The sequence below is a fragment of the Prauserella muralis genome, assembly GCF_003202285.1.
GTDB lineage: Bacteria > Actinomycetota > Actinomycetes > Mycobacteriales > Pseudonocardiaceae > Prauserella_B > Prauserella_B muralis.
Genome location: NZ_MASW01000002.1, coordinates 978,054 through 1,002,900, shown reverse-complemented (window position 1 = coordinate 1,002,900; position 24,847 = coordinate 978,054). Strand labels below are relative to the sequence as shown.

The window sequence follows — 24,847 nt, the reverse complement described above, 5'->3', positions numbered from 1 at the left end:
CGAGAAATCAAAGCCGATGATGTCGAGGACAAGGTCCGGGACCGGAGAGGAACGCAGGGCATGGACGGGCTCACCGAGGAGGAAAGCGCCATCGTCTCGCTGGTGGGCGAGTTCGTCGACAGGGAGGTCAGGCCGGTCGCGCGGGAACTGGAGCACGCCGACACCTATCCCGAGAAGCTCATCACGCAGATGAAGGCGATGGGCATTTTCGGCATGGCCATTCCCGAGCCGTGGGGCGAGGCGCACGTGTCCACTCCGTGCTACGCGGCGGTCACCGAGGAGCTGGCCCGCGGCTGGATGAGCCTGGCAGGCGCGATGGGCGGGCACACCGTGGTGGCCAAGCTCCTGCTCGCCTTCGGCACCCGCGCCCAGCAGGACGCCTACCTGCCCAGGATGGCCACGGGCGAGATCCGGGCCACGATGGCGCTCACCGAGCCCGGCGGTGGGTCGGACCTGCAGGCCCTGCGCACCACGGCCCGCCGCGACGGCGACCACTACCGCGTCACCGGTTCCAAGACCTGGATCACCAACGCCCGCCGTTCGCAGCTCATCGCGCTGCTGTGCAAGACCGACCCCACCGCCACCCCGGCCCACAGCGGCATCAGCATCCTGCTCGTCGACACCACCCAGCGACCGCCGGGCTTTCAGGTGTCACGGGATCTGCCCAAACTCGGCTACAAGGGCGTCGAGAGCTGCGAGCTCAGCTTCGACGACGTCGTCGTGCCCGCCTCCGCGCTGCTCGGCGAGCACGAGGGGCAGGGTTTCGCCCAGATGATGCGCGGGCTGGAGATCGGCCGCATCCAGGTCGCCGGCCGCGCGCTGGGCGTCGGGCGGGCCGCGCTGGAGGACTCCCTGCGCTACGCCCAGGAGCGCGAGAGCTTCGGCAAGCCCATCTGGCAGCACCAATCCATCGGCAACTACCTCGCCGACATGGCCACCAGCCTGGAAGCCGCCCGCCAGCTCGTACACCACGCCGCCCGCCGCTACGACTCCGGACAGCGAGCCGACCTCGAGGCCGGCATGGCCAAGCTGTTCGCCTCCGAGACCGCCATGACGATCGCGCTCAACGCCGTACGCATCCACGGCGGCTACGGCTACTCCACCGAGTTCGACGTCGAACGCTACTTCCGCGACGCCCCACTGATGATCGTCGGCGAGGGCACCAACGAGATCCAGCGCGACGTCATCACCCGCCAGCTCGTCAAGCGGCACCGCCTCACGTCCTGACCACCGCAGCAAGGGAGGCCACCATGCCCCACCCCTTCGACGGCATCACGGTCGTCGCGCTCGAACAGGCCGTCGCCGCTCCCTTCGCCACCCGCCAGCTCGCCGACCTCGGCGCGCGGGTCATCAAGATCGAGCGTCCCGGCGTCGGCGACTTCGCCCGCGGCTACGACACCACCGTCCACGGGCAGTCCAGCTACTTCGTCTGGCTCAACCGCGGCAAGCAGAGTGTCGAGCTCGATCTGAAGAACCCGCGGGAGCGCGGGCTGCTCGATGCGCTGATCGACCGCGCGGACGTGCTCGTGCAGAACCTCGTGCCCGGCGCCGTCGAGCGTCTCGGCCTGGACGCGGACACGCTGCGCGCGACGCGGCCGCGCCTGGTGCACTGCTCGATCTCCGGCTACGGCCCCGACGGCCCCTACCGCACGCGGAAGGCCTACGACCTGCTCGTGCAATGCGAGACGGGCCTGGTGATGTCGACGGGCACCCCGGACGCGCCCGCCAAGGCAGGGATCTCGATCGCCGACATCGCCACCGGCATGTACGCCTACTGCGGCATCCTCACCGCGCTCTACGACCGCGAACGGACCGGGCGCGGAGCAAGCCTGCACGTCGCCATGATCGACGCGCTGGCCGAGTGGATGAGCCAGCCGGCGTACTTCTCCCGCTACGGCGGAGAACCCGCGCGGCGCAGCGGAGCACGGCATCCGTCGATCTCCCCGTACGGCCCCTACCGCACCGGCGACGGCGACGTGTTCCTCGGGGTCCAGAACGACCGCGAATGGCAGGCGCTGTGCCGGGAGGTGCTCGGCAGGCCCGGCCTGGCGGACGACCCCCGCTTCCGCACCAACACCGACCGCGTCGCCAACGACGGTGAGCTCACCCCGATCGTCGAGGGCGCGTTCGCCGGGCACAGCGCCGAGCAGGTGGCGCGACGACTGGAGGACGCGGGAATCGCCAACGCCCGGCTGCGCACGCCCGAACAGCTCACCCGGCACCCGCAGCTGCACGCCCGCGACCGCTGGCGTCCGGTCGAGACCCCGGGAGGGACGATGAGTTCGCTCCTGCCTCCGGTCGTCGCGGCCGGGTACGAGCCGGCGATGGGCGCGGTGCCTGCGCTCGGCGCCCACAACGAGACGATCAGGGCCGAGTTCGCCGCGTGGAAGGATGTGCCCGCATGAGTGAGGTCGTGGAGCGCACGGAGTTGCTGCTGCCGGAGCCCGCGCTGGCGCTGGGCGCCCTGCTGGAGGTGCCGGTGCCGGATCTCGAGCGGGGTGAGGGGCTGCCGTTGCTGTGGCACTGGGTGTACCTGCTCGACCGGCCGCGGCAGAGCGACCTGGGCGCCGACGGTCATCCCGTGCGCGGCGGAGTGCCCGCACCGCCCGCGCAGGGCCGCCGCCGCATGTGGGCCGGGGGCCGTGTGCGCACCCCCGGGGTCCTGCGCTGCGGCGAACCGGCCACCAGGCGTTCGGAGGTGGCCTCGGTCCGGGACAAGCACGGCCGCTCCGGGCGGCTCACGTTCGTGACCGTGCGCCACCGCATCGAGCAGCACGGCCGGGTGGTGGTCGAGGAGGAACAGGACATCGTCTACCGCGACGCCGCATCCGCCACGCCCGCACCGGCCACGGCCGACGAGGCCGCCGTGAGCCCACCCGGAGGCGACGAGTGGGCGCTCGACATCACCCCCACGCTGCTGTTCCGGTTCTCCGCCCTGACCTACAACGCCCACCGCATCCACTACGACCGCGACTACGCCACGCAGGTCGAGGGCTATCCCGGACTGCTCACCCACGGGCCGCTGCAGGCGCTCGCGATGGCCGAGGCCGCCCGCGCCACCGGGCACACCGGCGGTGCCGCCTTCGAGTACCGACTCACCGCCCCGCTGTTCGACCACCAGGGCCTGATCGCCCGGGCGCAGCCCGGGAACGGGACGAGCACGACCGCCGTCCGCGACCTCCACGGACGCCGGACCGCCCACGGCACCCTCTCCAGGTTCGACCGATGACCGAGACGATCGCGACAGCGCGCAGCTTCCTGTTCGTCCCCGGCGACCGGCCCGAGCGCTTCGCCAAGGCCGCGGCCAGCGGCGCGGACGTCGTCGTGCTCGACCTGGAGGACGCCGTCGCCCCCGCGGACAAGCCCGCTGCCCGCGAGCACGTCCGCGCGTGGCTCGATCGGGGCAACCAGGCGGCCGTGCGCGTCAACGCCCACGGCACGCCCTGGTACGACGACGACCTCGCTGTGGTCGGCGGGGGCGCTGTCGCCGTCATGGTGCCCAAGGCCGGCGATCCGGCCACGCTCGAGACGCTCGCCCGATCCCTGCGCGGCGGTACCGGGATCGTCCCGCTCATCGAGACCGCGGCGGGTGTCGTCGGCGCCACCGCCGTGTGCGCGGCGACGGGCGTGATCCGGCCCGCGTTCGGCAGCGTCGACCTCGCCGCCCAGCTCGGCGTGGACCACCGGTCGTTCGACGCCCTCGCCGCGGCCCGCTCGGCACTGGTCCTGGCGGCCGCCGCCACCGGCCGTGCCGCCCCGATCGACGGGGTCACCACCACGCTCACCGACGACACGGCGCTGCAGTCCGACATCGGCAGAGCCGCCGCGCTGGGCTTCACCGCCAAACTCTGCATCCACCCCAGGCAGGTTTCCGCCGTCAACACCGGCTTCTCCCCGACCGCCGAGGACATCGCCTGGGCGCGGGCCGTCGTCGAGGGCGCCGAGGACGGTTCGGTCACCGTCCACAACGGCCAGATGGTCGACCGGCCGGTGCTGCTGCGCGCGCACGCCATCCTCGCCCGCGCACGCCGCGAGGACGGGGCCCGGCAGGGCTGACCGCGGCTCGGGCCACCCTGCCGGGCTCGGACCGGTCCTCAGCTCTCGTGGGCGGTGGCGAGGGACTTCTCCCGCCACGGCTCGGTGTCGTCGGCGAGCTGGGCGGTCTTGACCTGCCAGCGGTCGATGGCGTCACGGCCGAGCAGCAGGTGGGTGGGCAGCTTGTCTGCGCACGTGACCTCGTGGATCAGTGCCGCGCCCTTGACCGGGTCGCCCAGCTGGGTGTGGTTGGCGTCGTCCACCCAGTCCAGCGTCACGTGCGCCGGGGTGCCGTCGTAGTCGGCGATCCGGCCGGCAGGCAGCGACAGCGAACTGCGGTCGAGGAAGTCGGTGCGGAACACGCCCGGTTCCACGACCATGCTCTGGATGCCGAACGGAGCCAGCTCCGCCGACAGCGCTTCGCTGATCCCGGCCACCGCGAACTTCGACGCGCTGTACATGCTCACCCCCGGCTCGCCCTCGAACCCGGACCGCGAGCCGATGTGGACGAGCTTGCCGCCGCCCGCGGCTCGCATGTGCGGCAGCACCGCGCGCGTCACGTTCACCAGCCCGAAGACGTTGAGGTCGAACAGCGACCGCGCCTCGGCGTCGCTCAGTTCCTCCAGCGCGCCCAGCAAACCGCGGCCCGCGTTGTTGACGAGCACGTCGATCCGCCCGAAACGCTCCACAACGGACTCGACGGCCGGGCCGATCGCGCCCGTGTCGGTGACGTCCAGTGCGACGGGCAGCACCCGCTCGGCCGAGCGGAGGTCCTCCGGCAGCCGCTCGGGATCGCGCACCGCCGCCGCCACCGCATCGCCACCGGCCAGGGCCGCCCTCGCGATCTCGGCTCCCAGGCCACGGGACGCGCCGGTGATCAACCACGTTGCCATTGCTCAGTCACTCCTTCTGTCGTGGCTTGTCGCCGTACCCCGAACTCAACCAGCTCGGCACGGCGATCGGGGCGCCGAAAGCGGCCACGGGTGTCCGGGGACAAACTGGGCCACCCAACGACAACCGGTGCGGCGATGGGGCCGCGAAGGACGTGCTCACCGCGCGTGCGGTGCGCCCTCGCGCTGGGCCTCGCTCTTCCAGTCGGCCAGCAGCCTGATCGACGTGTGCGAGGCGGTGCCCGGCTCGGTGCTGTAGACGAACAGGGTCTGGTCGGGGTCCCCGGCCGGATGCAGCGCCTGGTACTGCACGGTCAGGTCCCCCACGAGCGGATGGTGGTAACCCTTGGTGCCGGTCGTCCGCCGGTGCACCTTGTGATCCGACCACCACTTCCGGAACTGTTCCGAATGGATGGACAACTCCCCGATCAGCGCCGAGAGCTGTGGATCGTCCGGATAGCGCCCGGCATCCAACCGCAGCATCGCCACCGTGTCCGCCGCGACCGCCTCCCAGTCCTGGTAGAGCGCCCGGGCGTGCGGGTCGAAGAACACGAAGCGCGCCTGGTTGCGCTCCGCCGCGGGCAACGCCCGGAACTCCGTGATGAGCGCACCCGCGAGCCGGTTGTGCGCCAGGACATCGAGCCGCCTCCCCAGTACGAACGCCGGCGAGTACGACTCGTCCAGCAGCTCCATCAGCCGCAGCGTCGCCGGATCCACCCGCTGCGGCCGCGCCCGGCGCTTCCGCTGCGCGGGCCCCGGCCTGCCCAGGTCCATCAGGTGCTGGCGCTCGGCGTCGGTCAACCGCAACGCGGTCGCCAGCGCGTCCAGCACCTCCGCCGACGCGCTCCGGCTCCGGCCCTGCTCGAGCCGCGTGTAGTAGTCGACGCTCACCCCGGCCAGCTGGGCAAGCTCCTCCCGGCGAAGGCCGGGAACCCGGCGCCGGGGCGACTCCCCGTCCAGCCCCAGCTCCTCCGGGCTCACCCGGCCCCGGCACCTCCGCAGAAACTCCGCCAGTTCCGCACCCTTCATGGCCCCGATTGTCCCCCGCTCGCACACCAGGACCAGCAACGAAGGTGGCACACTCTGGCCCCCTTCGCGGCCGCGGATCACGTGCCTCGTCACCGGCGGACGGTCCCACCCCCGGCTTCGTGGCGCTGACCGGTAGCCGGCCACCACACGCAAGGCGATCGGCGTTCTCGCAGCTCACGGCCGCTCCGGCGGTGATGGGCACCGCCGGACCAGGCGCCCGCGACAGGGCTGTCCAAGACCGGGATCCACGCCTTCACCAGCCAGCCGTTCCAGAACTGTCGCGACCCGGGTTGTGAGAGCGCTCCCACGGCCACGAGTGCCCCAAGTGCCCGTCTTCCCCGGCCGGGCGGCCTGCGCTTGCTGGCCCGCAGCGTGCTCAGCCTGCGCCGAAACCCTTGACCCTCCGGCAATGCCGACGTCCGCCCTGGTCCAGCCAGGTAACTGATAGGTCTCGTCACCTTGACGCCGTGAACGACCGCGGTCCATAGTGTCACCCACGAGAGTGGAAGCGCTCTCACCAGTCCGGCGGGTGCCGGGAGGCGAACTGCCGACGCCCGCCATACCCAACGATGTGTGAAAATGGCGGGAGTGTTACACCGTGCGTAAGTTCTCCCGAGAGTCGACCAACCGGTTCGCCCTCTCCTGGCGCAGGGCCATCGCCCTCGGCGCCGTCGCGACCCTTGTCACCGGCATGTCCTCCGCATGTGGCGGCGGCGGTGACGACGAGCAGACCGCGCTCGGCAAGAACGACACCCTGACGATCACGACGTTCAGCAATTTCGGCTACACCGACCTCATCAAGGAGTGGAACGCCGATCCCAACCGGCCGTTCAAGGTCGAGCAGACCGTCGTATCCGAGTGGGACACCTGGAAGCAGAACCTCACCATCAACCTCCAAGCGGGCACCGGTCTGACCGACATCGTCGCGATCGAGGGTGACGCGATGCCGCAGTTCCTCGCACCGGGCGCGTCCGACCAGTTCGTCGACCTCAGCGACCCGTCGCTCGACGACCGCTGGGTCGAGTACAAGTACAAGGCCGGCCAGACCGCCGACGGCAAGCAGATCGGCTACCCGACCGACGCGGGCCCCGAGGCCATCTGCTACCGGGCGGACCTCTTCCGGAAGGCCGGCCTTCCCACCCAGCGCGACGAGGTCGCGAAGCTCTTCGACACCTGGGACGAGTACTTCAAGACCGGCCAGGAGTTCGTCGACAAGGTGCCCGGCACGAAGTGGTACGACTCGAGCGGTTCGATCGCCCAGGCAATGCTGAACCAGACGCGGTACCCCTTCCAGACCAAGGACAACACGGTCAACGTCGACAACCCGGAACTGAAGGAGGTCTACGACACCGTCACCACGCACGCCCAGAAGCTCTCGACGAAGGTCGTGCAGTGGGGCGACGACTGGACGGCCAACTTCACCAACGACGGCTTCGCCACGATGCCGTGTCCCGGCTGGATGTTCGCCAACATCAAGGACTCGGCCCCGAACGTCAAGGGCTGGGACATCGCCGACGCGTTCCCGGGCGGCGGCGGAAACTGGGGCGGCTCCTTCCTGGCCGTGCCGACGCAGTCGCAGCACCCTGCCGAGGCCAAGCGGTTCGCCAACTGGCTGACCGACGCCGACCAGCAGGTCGCCGCGTTCGAGGCGGCCGGCAACTACCCGGCCAACACCGCGGCCCAGCAGGAGCTGTCCTCGCGCAACGCCAAGGACCCGTACTTCAACAACGCTCCGACCGCGAAGATCCTGGAAAACCGCGCGGAAGCCGTCGAGCCCGATCTGCCGTACAAGGGTGACAAGTACTCCGACATCCTCGGCCTGCTGCAGACGGCGATCCAGCGAGTCGACGAAGGCGATTCGCCCGAGTCGTCCTGGAAGACGTTCACCAACGCCGTCGGCCGACTCTGACCAAGGTAAGCATCTCTCGTGACTGACAAGGTTTCGGCCACCGTCGGCGCCGCCGGCCATCCGGCGGCGCCGGCGGTGGCCCCCACTCCGCAGCCAAGCGAGAACGGGCGCAGCGCGAGCCGGGTGCCGCTCCGCCGGCGGCTCGACCGGTGGGATCGGAAGGTCTCGCCGTATCTGTACGTCCTGCCGTTCTTCCTCGTGTTCGGGCTCATCGGGTTCTTCCCGATGGCCTACACCGGATACCTGTCGTTCTTCTCGTGGCCGCGCTTCAGCGCGGAACACGGCGAATCGGTCGGCTGGGCGAACTACATTCATGTGCTGCAGGATCCGGTCTTCGCCAAGGCGCTCGTCAACACGCTCGGGATCTTCCTGCTGTCGTCGTCGACGCAGATCATCGTGGCGACGGTCATCGCCGCGCTGCTCAACACCGGCCTCCGCGGCCGGACCTGGTGGCGGATGGGCGTCATCCTGCCGTTCGTGGTCGCCCCCGCGGCGGCCGCGCTGATCTTCGGCTCGCTGTTCGCCGACAACGCGGGCCTGCTCAACGAGATGCTGAACGCCGTCGGACTATCCGGCGTCGACTGGCACGCCAACCGGCCCGCGAGCTGGCTGGCCATCGCCACGATGGTCAACTGGCGCTGGACCGGCTACAACACGCTCATCCTGCTCGCGGCCATGGTCGCCATCCCCCGCGCCCTCTACGAGGCCTCCGTGATCGACGGCGCCGGTCCGGTGCGGCAGTTCTTCAGCGTCACGCTGCCGTCGATCCGGCCGACGATGCTGTTCGTCATCATCACCTCGACGATCGGTGGCCTGCAGATCTTCACCGAGCCGCGGCTGTTCGACACCAACCTGCAGCACCAGGGCGGCGCCGACTACCAGTACCTGACTCTCACGATGTACATCTTCAACACGGCCAACAGCAGCACCGACCCGTACCCGAGGGCCGCGGCGGCGTCCTGGATCCTCGTCCTGATCATCGTGGCGTTCGCTCTGCTCAACTTCCTCGTCACCCGCGCCGTGCACCGGAGGAACCAGATATGACACGCCGGCCCGGTTTCCTCGTATACGGCCTGCTGGCCGCCTTCCTCGCCGGCTCGGCCTTCCCGTTGTACTGGTCGTTCGTGATCGGCTCCGTCACGCGGCAGCGCACGGTCCAGACACCGCTGCCGCTCGTTCCCGGAGGTCATTTCCTCGAGAACGCCGGCAAGGTGTTCGACCGGATCGACTTCTGGTCCGCCCTGGCGAACTCGGTCATCATCTCGGGGGTCTCCGCCCTGTCGGTGGTGCTGTTCTGCACGCTCGCCGGGTACGCCTTCGCCAAGCTGCGGTTCCGCGGCAGCAACGCGTTGCTGGTCGTCGTCATCATCACGATGGCCGTGCCTCCCCAGCTGGCGTTGATCCCGCTGCTGCGTCAGTTCAGCAACCTCGGCCTGACCGGCACGCATTTCGCTGTCGCGTTGCCATGGCTGGTCACCGCGTTCGGGGTGTTCTTCATGCGGCAGTACCTCGTCGACGCGATTCCTGACGAGTTGCTCGAGGCGGCGCGGGTCGACGGCTGCTCGATGATCCGCACCTTCTGGACCGTGGCCGTACCCGCCGCGCGCCCGGCGATGGCGATCCTCGCCTTGTTCACCTTCATGCAGGCCTGGACCGACTTCATGTGGCCGTTGGTCATCCTGCAGGGCTCGGACGTGCAGACCCTGCAGACCGCCCTCGACCAGCTCAAGATCGCCTCGGGGCAGGGCTACTCCGACATGGCGCTGCTCCAGGCGGGCACCATCCTGGCCACCGTCCCCCTTCTTCTTCTGTTCATCGCAACCGGCCGGCAGCTCGTGTCCGGCATCATGCAAGGAGCCGTCAAAGGATGACCACGCAGACCTCCACCACGACGTCCGAGACCGTGACGTTCCCGGACCGTTTCCTGTGGGGCGCGGCCACGGCGGCGTACCAGATCGAGGGTGCCGTCGACGAGGACGGCCGTACGCCGTCCATCTGGGACTCCTACGTCAGGATTCCCGGCGCCGTTCTCAACGGCGACACAGGCGACGTGGCCTGCGATCACTACCACCGCATGCCCGAGGACGTCGCGCTGATGAAGCGGCTCAACCTGGCGTCGTACCGCTTCTCCACCGCCTGGCCGCGGGTTCGGCCCGACGGCGGCGACGTCAACCAGAAGGGCGTCGACTTCTACGACGCTCTGGTCGACGAGCTGCTCTCGGCCGGTATCGAGCCGTGGGTGACGCTCTATCACTGGGATCTCCCCCAGGCCCTGGAGGACCAGGGCGGGTGGCTCAACCGCGACACGGCGCAGCGCTTCGTCGAGTACGCGTTGACGATGTACGACGCGCTCGGCGACCGGGTCCGGCACTGGACCACGCTGAACGAGCCGTACTGCTCTTCCCTGCTCGGGTACACCTCCGGCCGGAAGGCACCCGGACGGCAGGAGGGCGTGGCCGGCCTCGTCGCCGCCCACCACCTGCTGCTCGCCCACGGCATGACGGTCGACGAGCTGCGTCGCCGTGGCGCCACTCCCGGTAACGACCGGCAGGTGGGCATCACACTGAACCTGACCACCGTCGATCCGTTCGACGCCGCCGAGCCTGCCGATCGGGAAGCGGCACGGCGTGTCGACGGGTTCTTCAACCGGCTCTTCCTCGATCCCCTGTTCAAGGGCCGGTACCCCGAAGACCTCGCCGACGACACCAAGGGCCTGACCTACCGGGACCGGCCCTGGCAGGACTGTGTCCGCGACAGCGACCTGAACCTGATCAGCACGCCGCTGGACACCCTCGGCATCAACTACTACAACCCGCAGGCCGCGAGCGGGCGCTCCCACGACGACCTCCTCGGCGCCGGCGTCCCGCACGCACCGCGCCCGGCCGCTCCGCCCTTCCCGGGCGGCGGCGACATCGTGTTCCCGCGCCGCGGGCTGCCGACGACGGCGATGGACTGGGAGGTGCAGCCGGAGGCCCTCACGCGGCTGCTCCTGCGAGTGCATGACGACTACGCCGTGCCGCCGATCTACATCACCGAGAACGGTGCAGCCTACGACGACCTGGTGACACCGGAGGGCGCGGTCCACGACGCCGACCGGACCCGTTACCTCGATCTCCATCTGCGCGCGGTCCACGACGCGATCGGCAAGGGCGTCGACGTCCGCGGCTACTTCGTCTGGTCCCTGCTCGACAACTTCGAGTGGGCGTTCGGCTATCTTCGCAGGTTCGGCATCATTCATGTCGACTACGACACCCAGGTCCGCACCGTGAAGGACAGTGGTCTGTGGTATGCCGGAGTCGCCGCCACCAACCAACTGCCGGAGGCCTGACAATCGACGACGTCATCAAGGGTTCGCCGACCCTCGAGGCCGTGGCCCGGCTGGCCGGAGTCAGCCGGGCCACAGCCTCGCGCGCCATCAACGGTGGCTCCCGGGTCAGCGCACGCGCCCAGCAGGCGGTCAACGACGCCGTCCGGCAGCTGGGCTACACCCCGAACTCGGCGGCCCGCTCCCTGGTCACTCGGCGTACCGACTCGGTGGCGCTCATCGTGCCCGAACCCGACGAGCGTGTCTTCTCCGATCCGTTCTTCGCCCGCACGCTCCACGTCGTCACCAACGTCCTCTCAGAGCGCGACCTGCAGGTCGTGCTGCTGATCGCACGCCCGAACGACGACAAGCAACGGATACTGCGCTACCTGCACCGGCGAACCGTCGACGGCGCCATCGTCGTGTCCCACCACCGCGACGACGGGCTGTCCGACGAGGTCGCCACCCTCAAGCTGCCGAGCACGTTCGTCGGCCGCCCATGGACCAGCGCGGACCAGGTGTCGTGGGTCAGCACCGACAACATCGACGGCAGCCACAAGGCCACCCGCCTGCTCATCGAGCGTGGCTGTCGCCGGATCGGCACCATCGCGGGCCCCGCCGACATGACCGTCGGGCAGGACCGCCTCGTCGGCTGGCGGCGTGCGCTGGCCGAGGCCGAGCTCCCCGACGACGCCGTCGTGCACAGCGACTTCACCGAAGCAGGCGGCATCGAGGCGGGCAGAAGTATCATGCGGGCCCATCCCGATCTCGACGGCCTCGTCGTCGCATCGGACCTGATGGCGGCCGGTGCGCTGCGCGCGCTCGCGGCGGCGGGCAAGCGGGTGCCCGACGACGTCGCCGTGACCGGCTACGACGATCTCGGCATCAGCGAGCACACGGACCCTCCCCTCACAACCCTGCGCAACCCGATCACCGAGATGGCTGACCAGGCCGCCCGGCTGCTGCTCGAGCAGCTGGACGGCAGCGCCACTGCCCCGAGGCGGGTGATCTTCACGCCCACCCTCGTCCGGAGGCTCAGCGCGTGATGGCGGAAACGTGCCGGTCCGCTGACGTCACGCGTTGTGGCTGGTCCCAGCTCGTAGGCGGACGTGAAGCGGCACGGCGCCACCGGCAGCGGCCCGCTCTTCCCAGGCCGGTGATCACGGGCCGGTGATCACGGGCCGGTGATGTCGAGCGTGACCCTTGACAGTGGACAGCCCACGCACGTCAGCACGTAGCCGTCGGCTTTGTGCTGCGGCGTGAGGCAGTTCGGCTCGGGCTGCGCGACCTCACCGGCACGGAGCTTCACCATGCACTCACCACAGTTGCCGATGGTGCAGGAGTAAGGCATCGGCAACCCCGCCGCGAGTCCCGCGTCGAGGAGTGTCTGGCCGGGCTCGACCGTCACCACGCCGACCGGGCGCCCTTCCTCCACGATGGTCATCTCCTGCGGTGCGGTCGTCCCGGTCCCTGCGTCCACACCGCTGGTGAAGTGCTCGTCATGAACGCGTGGGGCGGGGATTCCGAGGTCCGCCACGACGCCACGGACGACCTCCATCAGCGGCTCGGGACCGCACACGTAGTAGTGGGCGTCACGGGACGGCGACAGACCCGTGACCCAGCGCCGGATCCCGGTCGCGTCGAGCCGCCCGTCCCGGCGGGTCAGCACATGGGTGACCGACAGCAGGCCCGGATTGTCCTTCTCCAGTCTGGCCAGCTCGTCGGCGAAGATGATCTCGTCCTCGCTGCGGCTGCTGTACAGGAGCGCGATCCGGCCGTGGCCCGTTCGCTCGGCGAGCCACGCGCGGATCATGCTCATCATCGGCGTCACGCCGCTGCCCGCGGCGATCATCACCATTTCGGCAGGAAGGTGGCGTCCGGTATGGAAGGAGCCGGAGGGGCCCCGGACCGCGAGCCGGTCTCCCGCGCGGAGTGTGCGGTGCACGTGGGTGGAGAACCGCCCGCCCTGCACGTGCTTGACGGTGACCTCCAGCCGGGCGGCCCCGGGCGGCGACGAGGCCGAGTAGGCTCGCCGCACCGGCCGGCCGCCGACATCGGCGACGAGCGTGAAGTACTGGCCAGGCACGAAGTCGAACGGACGCCGGTGGTCTCCGGCGTCCTCCAGCACGAGGGTGACCGCGCTTGGCGTCTGCCTGCGGACCTCGGCGATCCGGACTTCTCGCACGGGGTTTCCCGTCGTGCGGTCGGGGGAAGTGTGCCGGAGCAGACGGCGCAAGATCCCACGGCGCTCATGGCTTGCGACGTGCTCGATGCCCTCGTAGCCCTCCTTGCGCAGTGTCCGGCCGTAGACACGGTTCATGACCAGCCGCAACAACCGCGTCAGTCCCGGGATCGCCCCGACGACCTTCAGCAGGGACCCGGGCGGACCACCCTGGGCGCCGGACGAGTTCGCGGCGAGATGCTCACCCGCCAGCGCCATCAGATCCGGCACCGCGCCGGGGACGAGATGCGCGCCCGGGGTCCACAACTGTGCGCGGGCCACGGCGTCGTTGCCGGTCACCTCGGCGTGCTCGACGTCGATGAGCAGCGCCGCATGCGGGGGCATCCCGCGCAGCGCCATCGTCTCCAGCAGCGCTGGATCGTCGGTGATCGAGCCGCGGCCACGGACGTGCAGGACGCCACTGCGCCCCGGGACCAGCGCCGCGAACGAGAGCCGGTCGTCCTGCAGCAGGTTGTGCAGCGTGTCGGCGCGCTTGTTGCCCTTCCGGTCCGGGATGACGAGCGTGCGGCTGTCCAGGATCCGCGCTACCGCCTGCTGGTCTCCACGCGGACTCGTGTCACTCCCGCCGGAGGAGTCCCATGTGGACAGGGCGAGAAACGGCGCCGAGGCCAGGAACTGGGCGACACCAGGGCGCCCCAGGGGACCATCGCCCGCAACCTCGGCGGCCGGCCGCGGCGGGGTGGGTGGCTGCCACAAACGCGACCGGAGAACGGCTTGTGCGCAATGCACGTACGCCTCGTGGATGTCGACGGTCGTCTCCGCGCCGTCGTCCGGGACGACCGCGCCGTTGACGCGCAGGATCTCCCCCAAACCCGGCAGCAGGAAGAAGAGCGACACCGGGCCACGCGGGTCGCCGGGCTCAGGCAGGGAGAACGAGATCCGCGTTGGTGAGTGGACGCGCGCGAACCCGCGCATACCGCCGATGAAGGTCGTCCTGCTGGCGCCGTCGGCGTGCCGGTAGCCGAAGGCCGCTATCGGGCACTGAGCGAGGACAGCCTGGCAGCCGCTGTCGAGGGCGCTGATCTGCTTGAGCATGATCATGGCCGGCGGCCGCCCCACGGTCCTCTCGACCTCGTCCACCGTGGTCAGCCGGTGTGGAGTGTTCGACTGGTTCTCGTGCTGCACGAGGGATCCTTCCAGCGGGAGCGGACTGTCGAGGGTTCCCGAGCGTCGTCGGTACACCGTGCGCCTCGCACCCGCCTGACGGACGAGCTTGTTTGCGCAGGTCATTCCACTATTGTGAGCAAAAGCTCAACTCTCTGGCTACTCGCTTTTCCTGCTTGAGGAGGATCTCCCGATGCCCTCGGCCGACCGCCGTCTCCAGCCACGTCGCAAGCCCCGTCAGGTGCGCGCCGAGCTCACCCGGGAGCGCATCCTCACCGCCGCTGCTCACGTTTTCGCCGAGCACGGCTACGCCGCCGGCACGACCAACCGCATCGCCGAACGCGCCAGGGTGTCCATCGGCTCGCTGTACCAGTACTTCCCGAACAAGGACTCGATCCTCGCCGAACTGCTGGTGCTGCACATCGACCGCGGCAGATGGACGCAGGCCGACCAGCTCGACCTCTCCCCCGGAAGCCTGGAGCCGACAGTGCGGGCCCTGGTCCGCGATGCGATCGACAACCACGGCGACGATCCGCAGCTGCTGCGGATCATGATCGAGGAGGCGCCGTTCTCACAGAACCTGCGCGACACGATCGACCGGCACGGGCGGGCTCGCGTCGCTCAGGTGCGCGATCTCCTCGCCCGGCACCCGGACGTCCACGTACGCGACCTCGACACCGCGGCGGACCTGATCGTGTTCACCGTGGAGACGAACACACACAAGTTCATGGCCGGGCCGCGGGCCCGCCCGATCGAGACGTTCGAGAACGAACTGGTGGCTATGGTGACCCGGTACCTGCGCGGCGATGCCTGACCGCCCAGCGGGCCGCCTTCGTCAGCTCACCGAACCACCCCCGCGGTAGGCCCGCCTTGTCCGGCCTGACGGGGGCGGCGGCCAGTTCGGCCTGCACTGCCGCTGATCCGGATGCGCCGGGCGCGCAGCAACGCCGCGGGCAGTGCCGCCTCGGGTCCCGCGAGCGAGCCGATCTGCACGTAGTCGATGGCTGCGCTGTCGTTGTCCGTGCGGGCCGCTCCCAGCGCGGCGAAAACGGCCTCGGCGACGGGACCCCACACGAAGTCGAGCACCAGGGTGGGCGGCGACTCGGCGAGGACCGGGTCGAGGGCGGCCGCCCGGGCGTCGGGCGTGGCGTCGGCCAGCGCAACGGTGACGGCACCGAGGTCTCGCAGCCGCTCGAGCGCCTCGTGGTCGCGCCCGGCCGCGATGACCCGTTTCGCGCCGAGGGACAGCGCCGCACGCACGGCCAGGCCGCCCGACATGCCCGTCGCGCCGAGTACCAGCACGGTGCCGAGCTCCCCGGCCTCGTCGCGACGGGCGGTGAGCGGCATCCACCCAGCCATGGCGGCGTTCATGCCGGCGGCGACCGCGAGTGGATCGGCACCGGTGGGCACCTCCACCTCGAACGGTGTGACCAGCCGCTCGGCCGTCGTGCCCCACGGCGACCGCGCGAGGCCGGTGTAGACCAGCCGCCCGTCATCGGTTCGAGCGACGGCGTCGACGCCCGGCACCAGGGGATACACCTGGTCACTGGCGTAGTGGCGGCCGGAGGCCAGCCCGCGGACCACGTGGTGCACACCCGCACCCACGAGTCGCAGCGGCGCCTGCCCCGGCCGCCCTTCCGGTTCCGGGAAGGCCGCACAGACAGGGACGGCTTCCGGTGAGTTGACGACTGCAGCACGCACGACACCCTCCTGAACAAAGTTCAATTCACCTGTCACCCACCGTGCCTGAACTTTGTTAAGGTCTCAACCGTGGCGAAGGGAATCACGCGAGAGCGCATCGTGGCGGCGGCACTCGACCTGCTCGACGACAAGGGCATGGACGGGCTCACCGTCCGCGCGCTGGCTTCCCGGCTCGGCGTGGGCGCACCCGCGCTGTACTGGCACGTCCGCAACAAGCAGGAACTGCTCGACGAGATGAGCACGGTCGTGTTGCGCCGCGTCGCCGACGCGCTCGCGGCGATCACTCCGGGCTCGGACTGGCGTGAGGACGTCGCCAACTACGCCCGCGTACTGCGCGCGGAATACCTTCGCCACCGCGATGGCGCGCGCATCTTCAGCGGCACCCGCGTCTCCGACCCCGAGGTGGTGAAAGCGAAGGAGCCCTGGCTCGCCCGGTTGACGGGGGCTGGGTTCTCGCTGACCGAGGCGGACGACACCATCGACGTGGTCACCGCGTTCGTGGTCGGCTTCGTCATCGAAGAACAGGAACGCGGCCAGTCAGGCGCCCCCGAGCGTTACTCCGTCATCGAGCGCGACGCCTGGCTGGGCGAGAGCGCCGAACTGGTCAAGGCCGCAGGCCACGTCCGCGACGACGGCGACGACAGGTTCGAACGACAGCTCGGCGTCGTGCTCGCCGGGCTCGCGGCCCGGCTGCAGTGACGACCGAGCAGCAGGCGACCGGCACGAGCGAACCGCCCATGCCGTCGGGTCGTCGCAGTGCACGTCAGGCTCGGAGGAACGGCGTGTTGAGGTGTGCCGTGGCCAGCCACGTCGGGCGGCACCCGGCCTCGTCGAGCATCGCCCGCCTGGTCCGGCGGGCGGTGTCCTGGTCGGCCTCGAACCGGTAGGCCACGCCGGGGTCGGCGAGCTGCACCGCGTGGACAAGGACGTCACCGGTGATCACGACCTGCCTGCCGTGTCCACGGACGACAACCGACTGATGCCCCGGCGTGTGGCCGGGCGTCGGCAACACCGAGACGCCGTCACCGCGATGGCCAGCCACGCACACCCTTCCGTCCACAGTGTTCAGTTGCCCCGTGGCCAGAAGGGGATCGATCACGGCGGTGTGCACGACGCTGTCGCCGCCCAGGGCGTCGATCTCGGTCCGCTGGATGACGTAGCGGGCGTTGGGGAAGTTCGGCACGCCGCCGGGCGAGACCGACCAGCCGAAGTGGTCCTCGTGGAGGTGGGTGAGGACGACGAGCCGGACGTCGCGCCGGTCGATGCCGGCCTGCGCGAGCCGTTCGAGGAGGTGGCCGGGCACCGGAGCCCACGACGACGCCGGGCTGTCCGCAGGCCCGATCCCGGCGTCCACGAGCGCGTACCCGCCGCGTGGCAGGTGGATCGCGAAGCAACGGAAAGCGAGGTTCCAGGTGTCGTCGGGCCCGAAGGCCTCCGGGTCGATCCGCGCCGCGCGGGCCCAGTCGTCGTCGGTGGCACCGGAGAACGCGGCGCCGGCGGGCAGGAAGAAGGGGCCCGACGCGTCGAGCAGCGCGGTGATCCGCCACGGCCCGGCCTGCATGGCCGCGGAGCCCGCGAAGGTCGTGGTGGCGGCGGCGGTGCCGGCTCCGGCGACGGTCAGCCCGGCGGCCACGCCACCGATGAGAAAGCTGCGCCTGCTGGTCATGGGTGGGTCTCCCCTCGTTCTGCGACACTGCGGGACAGTCGAGCAGGGGGTGACCGCCCGGTGCGAGCCATTCGAGGGATGTCGAATCCATGCTGACCGTGTGGGTCGACGCGGAACGGCTGGTCAACTCCCGGTTCGCCCTGTCCCGGCTCGCGGAGCTGTCCTGCGCGCTGGAGGTCCTCGCCCACCCCGGCCGGGCCCCGTTCGCCCGCGGCTGGGTCGATGCCACCCGCCCCCGCCTCGACATCGAGGCCGTGGCCCTCGTGCACGCACTCGTGGAGCACGACTCCCCTTACGTGCCGGACTTCCTGGTACCGCTGCCCGTCGCCTACGAGTCGTCCCTCGACGCCGAGCTGGACGCCGTCGCGGCCACCGCGCCGGAGACCGTGCGGGCCCAGCTGGCCCGGGCCTTCCCCGAGAAACCGCCGTCCGCGATCACCCGCGTGCGTGACCGCGGCGGGTACCGCGCGGTCGCCGAACTGGCGGCGGCACAGCTGCGCCACTGCTGGGACGTGACGCTCGCCGACTCGTGGCCTGCCCTGCGCCGGGTGCTGGACGAGGACGTCCGGCACCGCGCCACCGAGGCCGCTCGGTCGGGCTTCGCGACCATCCTGGCCGGTCTCCACCCGGACCTGCGCTGGGACGGCACCCACCTGGCTCGGGACGCCGCGTTCGAGCTGGCCCTGGATCCGGTGCCCGGCCTGGTGCTGACGCCGTCGGTGTTCCTGCCGTCGGCGGCCGTGTGGAACGCCGCGCCAGGCGAGGTGCTGCTCGGCTACCCGGCCCGCGGGCGCGGCGCGGCCTGGTCGTCGCCGTCGCCCGTGCTCGGTCCGGCCCCGGCGCTGGGCGCCCGGCGGGTGGCGCTCCTGGCGGATCTGCACACCCCGAGGTCGACCTCCGAGCTGGCGACGCGCCACCGCCTCAGCCCGGCCACCGTGTCCTACCACCTGACGCGCCTGTGCGCCGACGGCCTGGTCACCCGCCGCCAGGACGGCCACAGCGTCCTCTACTCGGCCACGGAGGGCGCCCGTTGCCTGCTCGAGACTCTTCACTCGGTCCGGGAAGCCGCGACGTAGGGCGGATTCGGCGTCCCCGCCCATCTAAGGTGACCGCATGTCGTGGTGGGGAGGGACGTCGAGCTGGCGCGGATTCAGCGCCTGCTGACGGAGGCGCGCGACGCGCGCGGCGGCGTACTGGGGCTGCGGGGCGCAGCGGGTATCGGGAAGTCGGTGCTTCTCGACCACGCTGTGTCGATCGCCGAAGCCGAGGGGATACAGGTGGTCCGCGGGGCAGGGGTCGAGTCCGACTCCGAACTGGCCTACGGCGGTCTGCACCAGCTCTTGTTTCCGCACCTGGATCGGCTGGACGCCCTGCCCGCTCCCCAGGCGAGGGCACTGCGGTGTGCTTTCGGTCTCGCCGAGGGAGACGAAGCCAACCGGTTCCTGATCTCCGCGGGCACCCTGTCGTTGCTCGCCGATCTGGCCGAGGACGCGCCGCTGCTGTGCGTGGTCGACGACCTGCAATGGCTCGACCAGGGCTCCGTGGAGGCGCTGTTGTTCGCGGCCCGCCGCTTCGTGGCCGACCCGATCGCGGTGCTGTTCGCGGTACGCGAGACGTCGGTGCCGTTCGTGATCGCGGGCGTCGAGGTCGTGGAGCTGTCCGGCCTCGCCGCGCCCGATGCCGCCCGGCTGCTCGACGACCACGCACCGGAACTCGCCGAACGGGTGCGGGCGAGGGTTCTCGCGGAGTCCGGCGGCGATCCCCTGGCGATCATCGAGCTCGGGTCGTCGCGGCTCGCGGCCCGCGATGTCGACGAGTCCGACCCGGCCGAGCAGGTCGGCCCGCTGCCGGTGGCCCGCCGCGTGCAGGAGGCGTTTCGCCACCAGATCGTGGACCTTCCCGACTCTGCCCAGCGCGCGCTTCTGGTGGCGGCGGCCGACCCGGCTGCGCCCCTTGCGACGGTCCTGCACGTGATCGAATCCCTCGGTGGCGCCGCAGGCGACCTGGCGCCCGCCGAACGTGACCGGCTGGTCCGGATCGACAGCCGGATCACGTTCCGCCATCCCCTGGTCCGGGCCGCCGCCTACCAGGACGCGCCGCTGCACCGGCGGATCGAGGTACATCGCGCGTACGCCGAGGCGCTGCACGCGGACGCCGATGCCGACCGCCGGGCCTGGCACCTCGCTGCCGCCACCACCAAACCCGACGAGGCGGTGGCCGCCGAACTCGAAGGCGTGGCGGAGCGGGCCTGGCACCGAGGCGGAGCGATGGCCGTGTGCGCTGCCTACGAGCGCGCCGGTCGACTCAGTGCCGACCGGGAGCTGAAGGCCCGGCGTATCGCCCGGGCGAGCCAGGCCGCGTTCGACGCGGGCAAGGCCGACCGCGCCGCCCGGCTGGCGGCCGAAGCGCTCGCGCTCACCGCCGACATCGGCGTGCGGGCCGATGCCATCTACACCCGCGGCGCCGTGGAGTACGAACGCACCTCGCCGCGGGCCGACGCGGAGCTGACGCTCGAGGCCGCCGCGTTGGTGCGCGACGCCGATCCGGAGCGCGCCGCGCTCACGCTCTACGAGGCCGCGCACGCCGCCCGGCACGGGGCGGCGCACGACGTCCTGCAGCGTGCGGCGGATCTGATGCGCGGGCTCACCCCGCCGGAGCACTGGGCGCCCGTTGTCGCCGCCCTCCTCGGGTGGGCGGAGCTTTTCGCCGGACGGCCGGAGCTGGCCGTGGGCCCGATGCGCGAGCTGCACGCCGCCGCCCGCGGCGGCGGGCACGACCTGATGCAGCGCATCACCGCCGGGTTCGGTGGGCTCATGATCGCCGACGACGACGGCGTCATCGCCGGGACCGAGGACATGCTGGCCGTGGTACGGGCTACCGGGGCGCTGGGGTGGCTCCCGTACACCCTGAACGTGCTCGCCGTGGCGCGGCTGTTGCGCGGCGAGTTCGCGGACGCCCGCGCGTGTGTGGCGGAAGGCGTCTCCGTGAGCGACGAACTCGGGAACACGACCGAGAGCCTGGCCCACCGGTCGGTCGAGGTGTGGTTGCACGCCGTGTCGGGTGACGAGGCACGCTGCCGGGCTCTTGCCGAGGAGGTGCTCCCGCGAGCCCGGGCCCGGCACCGGGTCAATGCCGAGATCGCGGCGTGGGGTCTCGGGATGCTCGACCTCTCCGCCCGGCGGTTCGGGGACGCGTTCGACCGGCTCGAACAGGTGTCCCGGGGACCTGCCGGCCGCGATCTCCTGGTGCGGGGCGGTGCCGGATCTGGTGGAAGCAGCCGTGCGCGGCGGCATGCCGGATCGCGCCCACGGACCACTGGCGGCCTTGCGGCACTGGGCCGAACACGTCGACCGCCCGGTCGCCACCGGGCTCGTCCTGCGGTGCCGGGCCTTGCTGGCCGACGATGGCGACGCCGACGCGCTGTACGCCGAGGCGCTGCGGCTCCACGAGCGGCACGGCGGCCCCTACGAGCGGGCCCGCACCCAGCTGGTCTACGGCGAGTGGCTGCGGCGCCGTCGCCGCCGGGCCGAGGCCCGCGGTCATCTCGCGGCGGCGGTGTCCGCGTTCGAGCGCCTCGGCGCGCAGCTCTGGGCCGAGCGTGCGCGCGGCGAGCTGGCCGCCTTCGGCGAACGGGGCGGCGAGCCTCAGCGCAGCGGCCCGCTCACCCTGTTGACCCCGCAGGAGCTGCAGGTCGTACGGCTGGCCGCCCACGGTCACACCAACAAGGAGATCGCCGCACAGCTCTTCCTCAGCCCACGGACCGTCGGCCACCACCTCTACAAGGCGTACCCGAAGCTCGGCGTCACCGGGCGCGCCGAGCTGGCTGACCTGGTTCTCACGGCCGACGCCGGTCATCGCCGGTCATCGGCTCCCGGACACCAGTCACGATGACTGATGCGCCACCGGGGAGCCCCCGCCTAACGTTTCCGACATCAAGGCAGCGGCCCTCGGCCGCACGACAAGGAGACGACAATGACGAAGTACTTCCTGAGCCTCCCGCACGACTCCACCGAGGAGCCGACGATGGAGAACATGGACCCCGCGGAGCTGCAGGAGATCATGGCCGCGGTCGGTGCGTTCAACACCGCTGTTCAGGAGGCGGGTGCGTTCGTCACCGCCGGAGGCCTGCAGCCACCCTCGACCGCGACGACGGTGGACTACTCCGGAGACAGCCCCGTCCTCACACCCGGCCCGTTCGTCGAGGCCGACGAGTACCTCGGCGGCTTCTGGATCATCGAAGCCGAAAACGACGACGTCGCGATCGAATGGACCAAGCAGGCCTCGAAGGCGCTGCGATGCAGGATCGAGGTACGCGCCCTCCAGGAGGAACCCGCGGCCTGACCCGCGGTTGACGGTGACACGGCCTCGCTCACCGAGCTTTCGGTAGTCGTGTCCGGGTCCGCGCACTGCGGGAGGCACCGCCGGGCCGAATGGTCAGTCTTCCCAGCCGCAGGTGTTGGCGCGGATTCGGTATCTGCACCGGCGCCAACACATCGGCCTTCCCCTCGGCGTGAAGCACGAACCGCGGCACATGCGGGCGCGTGGGACCGGTGCGACGTCACGTGGTCGTCGCTCGGCGGCCTCGTCGACAACCCGGGCTGGGTGCCTACGCGAAACCCGACGTCGCGGCGGCGAGTTCCCGCAGCGTGGTGAAATGGTGGTCCGGAGTGGTCAGCTTCCGGGGCTCGGGCGTGGCACCGAAACCGCTCCGCCCATGGCGGCGTTCGATCCAGCAGGTGCGGTAGCCGAGCTCGGCGGCGATGCCGATGTCGTGGTACTGGCTCTGGGCGACGTGCAGGCAGTCGTCGCGGGTGTAGCCGTGCACGCTCTGCCGCCCGAGACAGTAGGCGAACATCTGTGGATCCGGCTTGTTGACGCCGACGTCCTCGGCGGTGACCGTGTCGTCGAAGGGTGAGCCGAGCGTGGTGTTCATCCGCGCCAGCGCCCAGTTGTCGGTGTTGGTGAGGGCGACGAGGCGGAAGCGGCGGCCCAGGTCGCGCAGTGCCTGCGGTGCGTCGGGAAAGGCGGGCCAGCGTGGGATCGACTCCCGGAGCCCGGCGTGTTCGGGGAGGTCGAGTTCCTCGGCCATGCGGCCGTAGATGGGTGCCAGCATCTGCGTGAAGGGCAGCTCCGGGGTCAGGCTTGCCTGGGCGGCCTCGGCCCGGGCGAAGGACTCCAGCAACGCGGTGTCGTCGACGCGGGTGAGCGGGCGGAGGCAGTCCAGTATTCCGGTCTCGAAGTCGATGAGGGTTCCGACCACGTCGAAGGTCAGGACCCGGATGCCGTCGAAGGGCATGGCTGCTCCCCAGGGTCACGGCGAGTGTGCCGAAAAAGATGTTCGGTTGTATACCGACCGGTATGGTTACATCGGGCGTCGTGCTCTGTCAACCGGCCGCGAGACGCAATGGCTCCGGCTGGACGCCATTGGCGAGCCCTGGGCATCGGTGACGTGAACGGACGTCCGGTCGCTACGGACTGCGCCAGGCCCGAACCGGGGTGGCCGAGGTTTACCTGTCTGGTGTTGACCGACTCCCTCACCGATCTGGGAATTCGAGTCGGTGCAACCGCAGCAGCCTCCGGAGCCGTCGTGGTGTCGAAAGCCGTACGCTCATCTTTGTGGAGGTCTGGCCGTGGCCATCACACTGCGAGGCACCGCCCTACTGGTAGCTGGGTCGTTTCTGGCGGTCCTTACCGGCTGTACCAGAACGACCAGTGGGGCCGCAGCCTGCCCGGCAAGAATCGTCTACCAGGGGCAATCGTATCTGCCTTGGACCTTGAGAAACGCCGGCTCGGGGGAGATCGGGGTGATACCTTCGTCGCGTTTGCATCCACTGGGGACGGCGAGAGTTCCGGAATGCGATGACGTAGACAGCGATCCTCGCCGCGGTACCGGCGAAACCAGTGCCGGGACGCCAGTCGAGGTGGCACGAATAGCCGGTGTAGATCCCGACGTAGCAGTGGCTACCTCTGGTGAGCGCATCTTCGTCAACCGTTCGGCTCCGCCTCCTGTCACGCTGGACGAAGCGAGCTGGATTCGGTGGGCAACACCGGATTCACCCGGCTGAACCCAGGCGGCGCCCACCGCCGGCAACGCCGTGCCCTCCGCGTTCAGCGCGGGCTGAACGGCAGGGTCGGCAGGCCGCGTACCCCGGGGACGGTGGTGAACAGCGCTCCGGCATCCGGCTGGCGCCAGGTGATGCCCAGCCGGGAGGTCGTGAGGTAGAGCCGGTCCAGCGCCGGGCCGCCGAAGGCGCAGGCCGTGACCTGGCTGACCGGCAGCTCCAGCACCCCGTCGAGTGCGCCTGCCGGGCTGTACCGGCGAACCGCGGAGCCACCCCAGAGCGCGACCCACAGGTATCCTTCGGCGTCGACGGTCAGCCCGTCCGGCACTCCTGGCGGGTCGACGGTGACCACCCTGCGCCGCCCGGTGAGCCCGCGTTCGCGGTCGTAGTCGAAGGCGTCGATGCCGCCGGTCGGCGTGTCCACGTAGTACGCCGTGCCGCCGTCGGGACTGAACGCGAAGCCGTTCGAGACGGTCACCCCCGTCAATACACAGTGTATGGACCGGTCGGGATCCAGCCGGTAGAGCGCACCGGCGCCGGCTCGCTCGTCGTAGGCCATCGAACCGCAGTAGAACCGCCCGTCGGGGTCGCATCCGCCCTCGTTCATCCGCACCGTCGAGTCCGTCCATACCGGAGGGAGGGTCCGCACGGGGCCGCCCACGCGATCGGCGAGGGCGAACCCGCGTTCCACCGCGAGCACGACCCCGCCGCCTCCGGCCGGACGCAAGGCGGCGGCCACGTCGCCGACGTGCCAGCGGTCGGGACTTCGCAGGGTCAGCACGTCTCCGGCGAGCATGTCCACCCACGCGAGTGTCTCCAGGCCGGGCAGCCACACAGGTCCCTCGCCGTGTTCGGCGACCGGCGCGTCCGCGACCCTTTCCACCTCGGCATCACCCATGGCTACC

General features: G+C 70.7%; 22 protein-coding genes and 1 pseudogene. 16 read left to right on the top strand and 7 right to left on the bottom strand.

The window, feature by feature from the left end:
* Positions 1–60: 60 nt before the first annotated feature.
* The 4 genes from BAY60_RS15915 to BAY60_RS15900 are packed head-to-tail and all read left to right on the top strand — an operon-like array spanning position 61 to position 4,056.
* On the top strand, positions 61–1,227 hold the full coding sequence (locus tag BAY60_RS15915) for an acyl-CoA dehydrogenase family protein (RefSeq protein ID WP_112281700.1): 1,167 nt from the start codon (positions 61–63) through the stop codon (positions 1,225–1,227).
* 23 nt (positions 1,228–1,250) lie between these two features.
* On the top strand, positions 1,251–2,405 hold the full coding sequence (locus BAY60_RS15910) for a CaiB/BaiF CoA transferase family protein (RefSeq protein WP_112281699.1): 1,155 nt from the start codon (positions 1,251–1,253) through the stop codon (positions 2,403–2,405).
* Complete coding sequence (locus BAY60_RS15905) at positions 2,402–3,229, top strand: HTD2 family dehydratase (RefSeq protein ID WP_112281698.1); 828 nt, start codon at positions 2,402–2,404, stop codon at positions 3,227–3,229. Before BAY60_RS15910 ends, BAY60_RS15905 begins: the two co-directional genes overlap by 4 nt.
* Positions 3,226–4,056 (top strand): HpcH/HpaI aldolase/citrate lyase family protein, encoded by an 831-nt coding sequence (locus BAY60_RS15900; protein ID WP_112281697.1) that lies wholly within the window; start codon positions 3,226–3,228, stop codon positions 4,054–4,056. Before BAY60_RS15905 ends, BAY60_RS15900 begins: the two co-directional genes overlap by 4 nt.
* A 38-nt stretch (positions 4,057–4,094) precedes the next feature.
* Here BAY60_RS15900 and BAY60_RS15895 read toward each other — a convergent pair whose 3' ends face one another.
* Together BAY60_RS15895 and BAY60_RS15890 are read right to left on the bottom strand one after the other, a co-directional pair.
* Positions 4,095–4,928 (bottom strand): SDR family NAD(P)-dependent oxidoreductase, encoded by an 834-nt coding sequence (locus tag BAY60_RS15895; RefSeq protein WP_112281696.1) that lies wholly within the window; start codon positions 4,926–4,928, stop codon positions 4,095–4,097.
* Positions 4,929–5,084: 156 nt separating this feature from the next.
* Positions 5,085–5,954 (bottom strand): helix-turn-helix transcriptional regulator, encoded by an 870-nt coding sequence (locus tag BAY60_RS15890; protein WP_112281695.1) that lies wholly within the window; start codon positions 5,952–5,954, stop codon positions 5,085–5,087.
* Between the two features lie 598 nt (positions 5,955–6,552).
* Here BAY60_RS15890 and BAY60_RS15885 point away from each other — a divergent pair.
* Genes BAY60_RS15885 through BAY60_RS15865 form a run of 5 tightly spaced genes read left to right on the top strand, consistent with a single transcriptional unit; the run spans position 6,553 to position 12,213 of the window.
* Positions 6,553–7,863, top strand: a complete 1,311-nt coding sequence (locus tag BAY60_RS15885; protein ID WP_112281694.1) for an ABC transporter substrate-binding protein — start codon at positions 6,553–6,555, stop codon at positions 7,861–7,863.
* Between the two features lie 18 nt (positions 7,864–7,881).
* Positions 7,882–8,907, top strand: a complete 1,026-nt coding sequence (locus BAY60_RS15880; RefSeq protein WP_112281693.1) for a carbohydrate ABC transporter permease — start codon at positions 7,882–7,884, stop codon at positions 8,905–8,907.
* Positions 8,904–9,734, top strand: coding sequence for a carbohydrate ABC transporter permease (locus BAY60_RS15875; RefSeq protein WP_112281692.1), 831 nt, complete (start codon positions 8,904–8,906; stop codon positions 9,732–9,734). Before BAY60_RS15880 ends, BAY60_RS15875 begins: the two co-directional genes overlap by 4 nt.
* On the top strand, positions 9,731–11,191 hold the full coding sequence (locus BAY60_RS15870; protein ID WP_112281691.1) for a glycoside hydrolase family 1 protein: 1,461 nt from the start codon (positions 9,731–9,733) through the stop codon (positions 11,189–11,191). The genes BAY60_RS15875 and BAY60_RS15870 overlap by 4 nt, the downstream gene beginning before the upstream one ends.
* Before the next feature lie 41 nt (positions 11,192–11,232).
* Positions 11,233–12,213 carry a LacI family DNA-binding transcriptional regulator gene (locus tag BAY60_RS15865; RefSeq protein WP_245992525.1) on the top strand — a complete coding sequence of 327 codons (981 nt, stop codon included), beginning with the start codon at positions 11,233–11,235 and terminating at the stop codon, positions 12,211–12,213.
* Positions 12,214–12,341: 128 nt separating this feature from the next.
* On the opposite strand, the gene BAY60_RS15860 is transcribed toward BAY60_RS15865, so the two are convergent.
* Positions 12,342–14,534: a 2Fe-2S iron-sulfur cluster-binding protein gene (locus BAY60_RS15860; protein ID WP_245992523.1), complete on the bottom strand. Its 2,193-nt coding sequence runs from the start codon at positions 14,532–14,534 to the stop codon at positions 12,342–12,344.
* 172 nt (positions 14,535–14,706) lie between these two features.
* Between BAY60_RS15860 and BAY60_RS15855 the strand changes: the two genes are divergently transcribed.
* On the top strand, positions 14,707–15,327 hold the full coding sequence (locus BAY60_RS15855) for a TetR/AcrR family transcriptional regulator (protein WP_112281688.1): 621 nt from the start codon (positions 14,707–14,709) through the stop codon (positions 15,325–15,327).
* Positions 15,328–15,353: 26 nt separating this feature from the next.
* Here BAY60_RS15855 and BAY60_RS15850 read toward each other — a convergent pair whose 3' ends face one another.
* Entirely contained in the window at positions 15,354–16,214 is an 861-nt protein-coding gene (locus BAY60_RS15850) for a zinc-binding alcohol dehydrogenase family protein (protein ID WP_211330338.1), read from the bottom strand.
* Positions 16,215–16,283: 69 nt separating this feature from the next.
* On the opposite strand from BAY60_RS15850, the gene BAY60_RS15845 reads away from it, so the two are divergent.
* The gene (locus BAY60_RS15845; RefSeq protein ID WP_112281687.1) at positions 16,284–16,913 is read left to right on the top strand and encodes a TetR/AcrR family transcriptional regulator C-terminal domain-containing protein; all 630 of its coding nucleotides are present in this window, start codon (positions 16,284–16,286) and stop codon (positions 16,911–16,913) included.
* A gap of 64 nt (positions 16,914–16,977) precedes the next feature.
* Here BAY60_RS15845 and BAY60_RS15840 read toward each other — a convergent pair whose 3' ends face one another.
* Positions 16,978–17,880: an MBL fold metallo-hydrolase gene (locus BAY60_RS15840; RefSeq protein ID WP_112281686.1), complete on the bottom strand. Its 903-nt coding sequence runs from the start codon at positions 17,878–17,880 to the stop codon at positions 16,978–16,980.
* A gap of 89 nt (positions 17,881–17,969) precedes the next feature.
* Here BAY60_RS15840 and BAY60_RS15835 point away from each other — a divergent pair, with 89 nt between their 5' ends.
* The 4 genes and pseudogenes from BAY60_RS15835 (at position 17,970) to BAY60_RS15825 (ending at position 22,221) form a co-directional block, all read left to right on the top strand.
* Positions 17,970–18,956 carry a DUF5937 family protein gene (locus BAY60_RS15835; RefSeq protein WP_112281685.1) on the top strand — a complete coding sequence of 329 codons (987 nt, stop codon included), beginning with the start codon at positions 17,970–17,972 and terminating at the stop codon, positions 18,954–18,956.
* A gap of 42 nt (positions 18,957–18,998) precedes the next feature.
* Positions 18,999–19,391, top strand: a pseudogene (locus tag BAY60_RS37900) (AAA family ATPase); the annotation flags it as partial.
* Between the two features lie 1,756 nt (positions 19,392–21,147).
* Positions 21,148–21,771: a helix-turn-helix transcriptional regulator gene (locus BAY60_RS37895; protein ID WP_245992522.1), complete on the top strand. Its 624-nt coding sequence runs from the start codon at positions 21,148–21,150 to the stop codon at positions 21,769–21,771.
* Between the two features lie 81 nt (positions 21,772–21,852).
* Entirely contained in the window at positions 21,853–22,221 is a 369-nt protein-coding gene (locus tag BAY60_RS15825) for a YciI family protein (protein WP_112281684.1), read from the top strand.
* 265 nt (positions 22,222–22,486) lie between these two features.
* Here BAY60_RS15825 and BAY60_RS15820 read toward each other — a convergent pair whose 3' ends face one another.
* On the bottom strand, positions 22,487–23,176 hold the full coding sequence (locus BAY60_RS15820) for an HAD-IA family hydrolase (protein ID WP_112281683.1): 690 nt from the start codon (positions 23,174–23,176) through the stop codon (positions 22,487–22,489).
* Positions 23,177–23,438: 262 nt separating this feature from the next.
* On the opposite strand from BAY60_RS15820, the gene BAY60_RS38595 reads away from it, so the two are divergent.
* Positions 23,439–23,945: a DUF6281 family protein gene (locus tag BAY60_RS38595; protein WP_425466471.1), complete on the top strand. Its 507-nt coding sequence runs from the start codon at positions 23,439–23,441 to the stop codon at positions 23,943–23,945.
* A 43-nt stretch (positions 23,946–23,988) separates the two neighbouring features.
* Here the strand turns inward: BAY60_RS38595 and BAY60_RS15815 are convergent, their stop codons facing one another.
* The gene (locus BAY60_RS15815; RefSeq protein WP_211330336.1) at positions 23,989–24,840 is read right to left on the bottom strand and encodes an SMP-30/gluconolactonase/LRE family protein; all 852 of its coding nucleotides are present in this window, start codon (positions 24,838–24,840) and stop codon (positions 23,989–23,991) included.
* Positions 24,841–24,847: the final 7 nt, after the last annotated feature.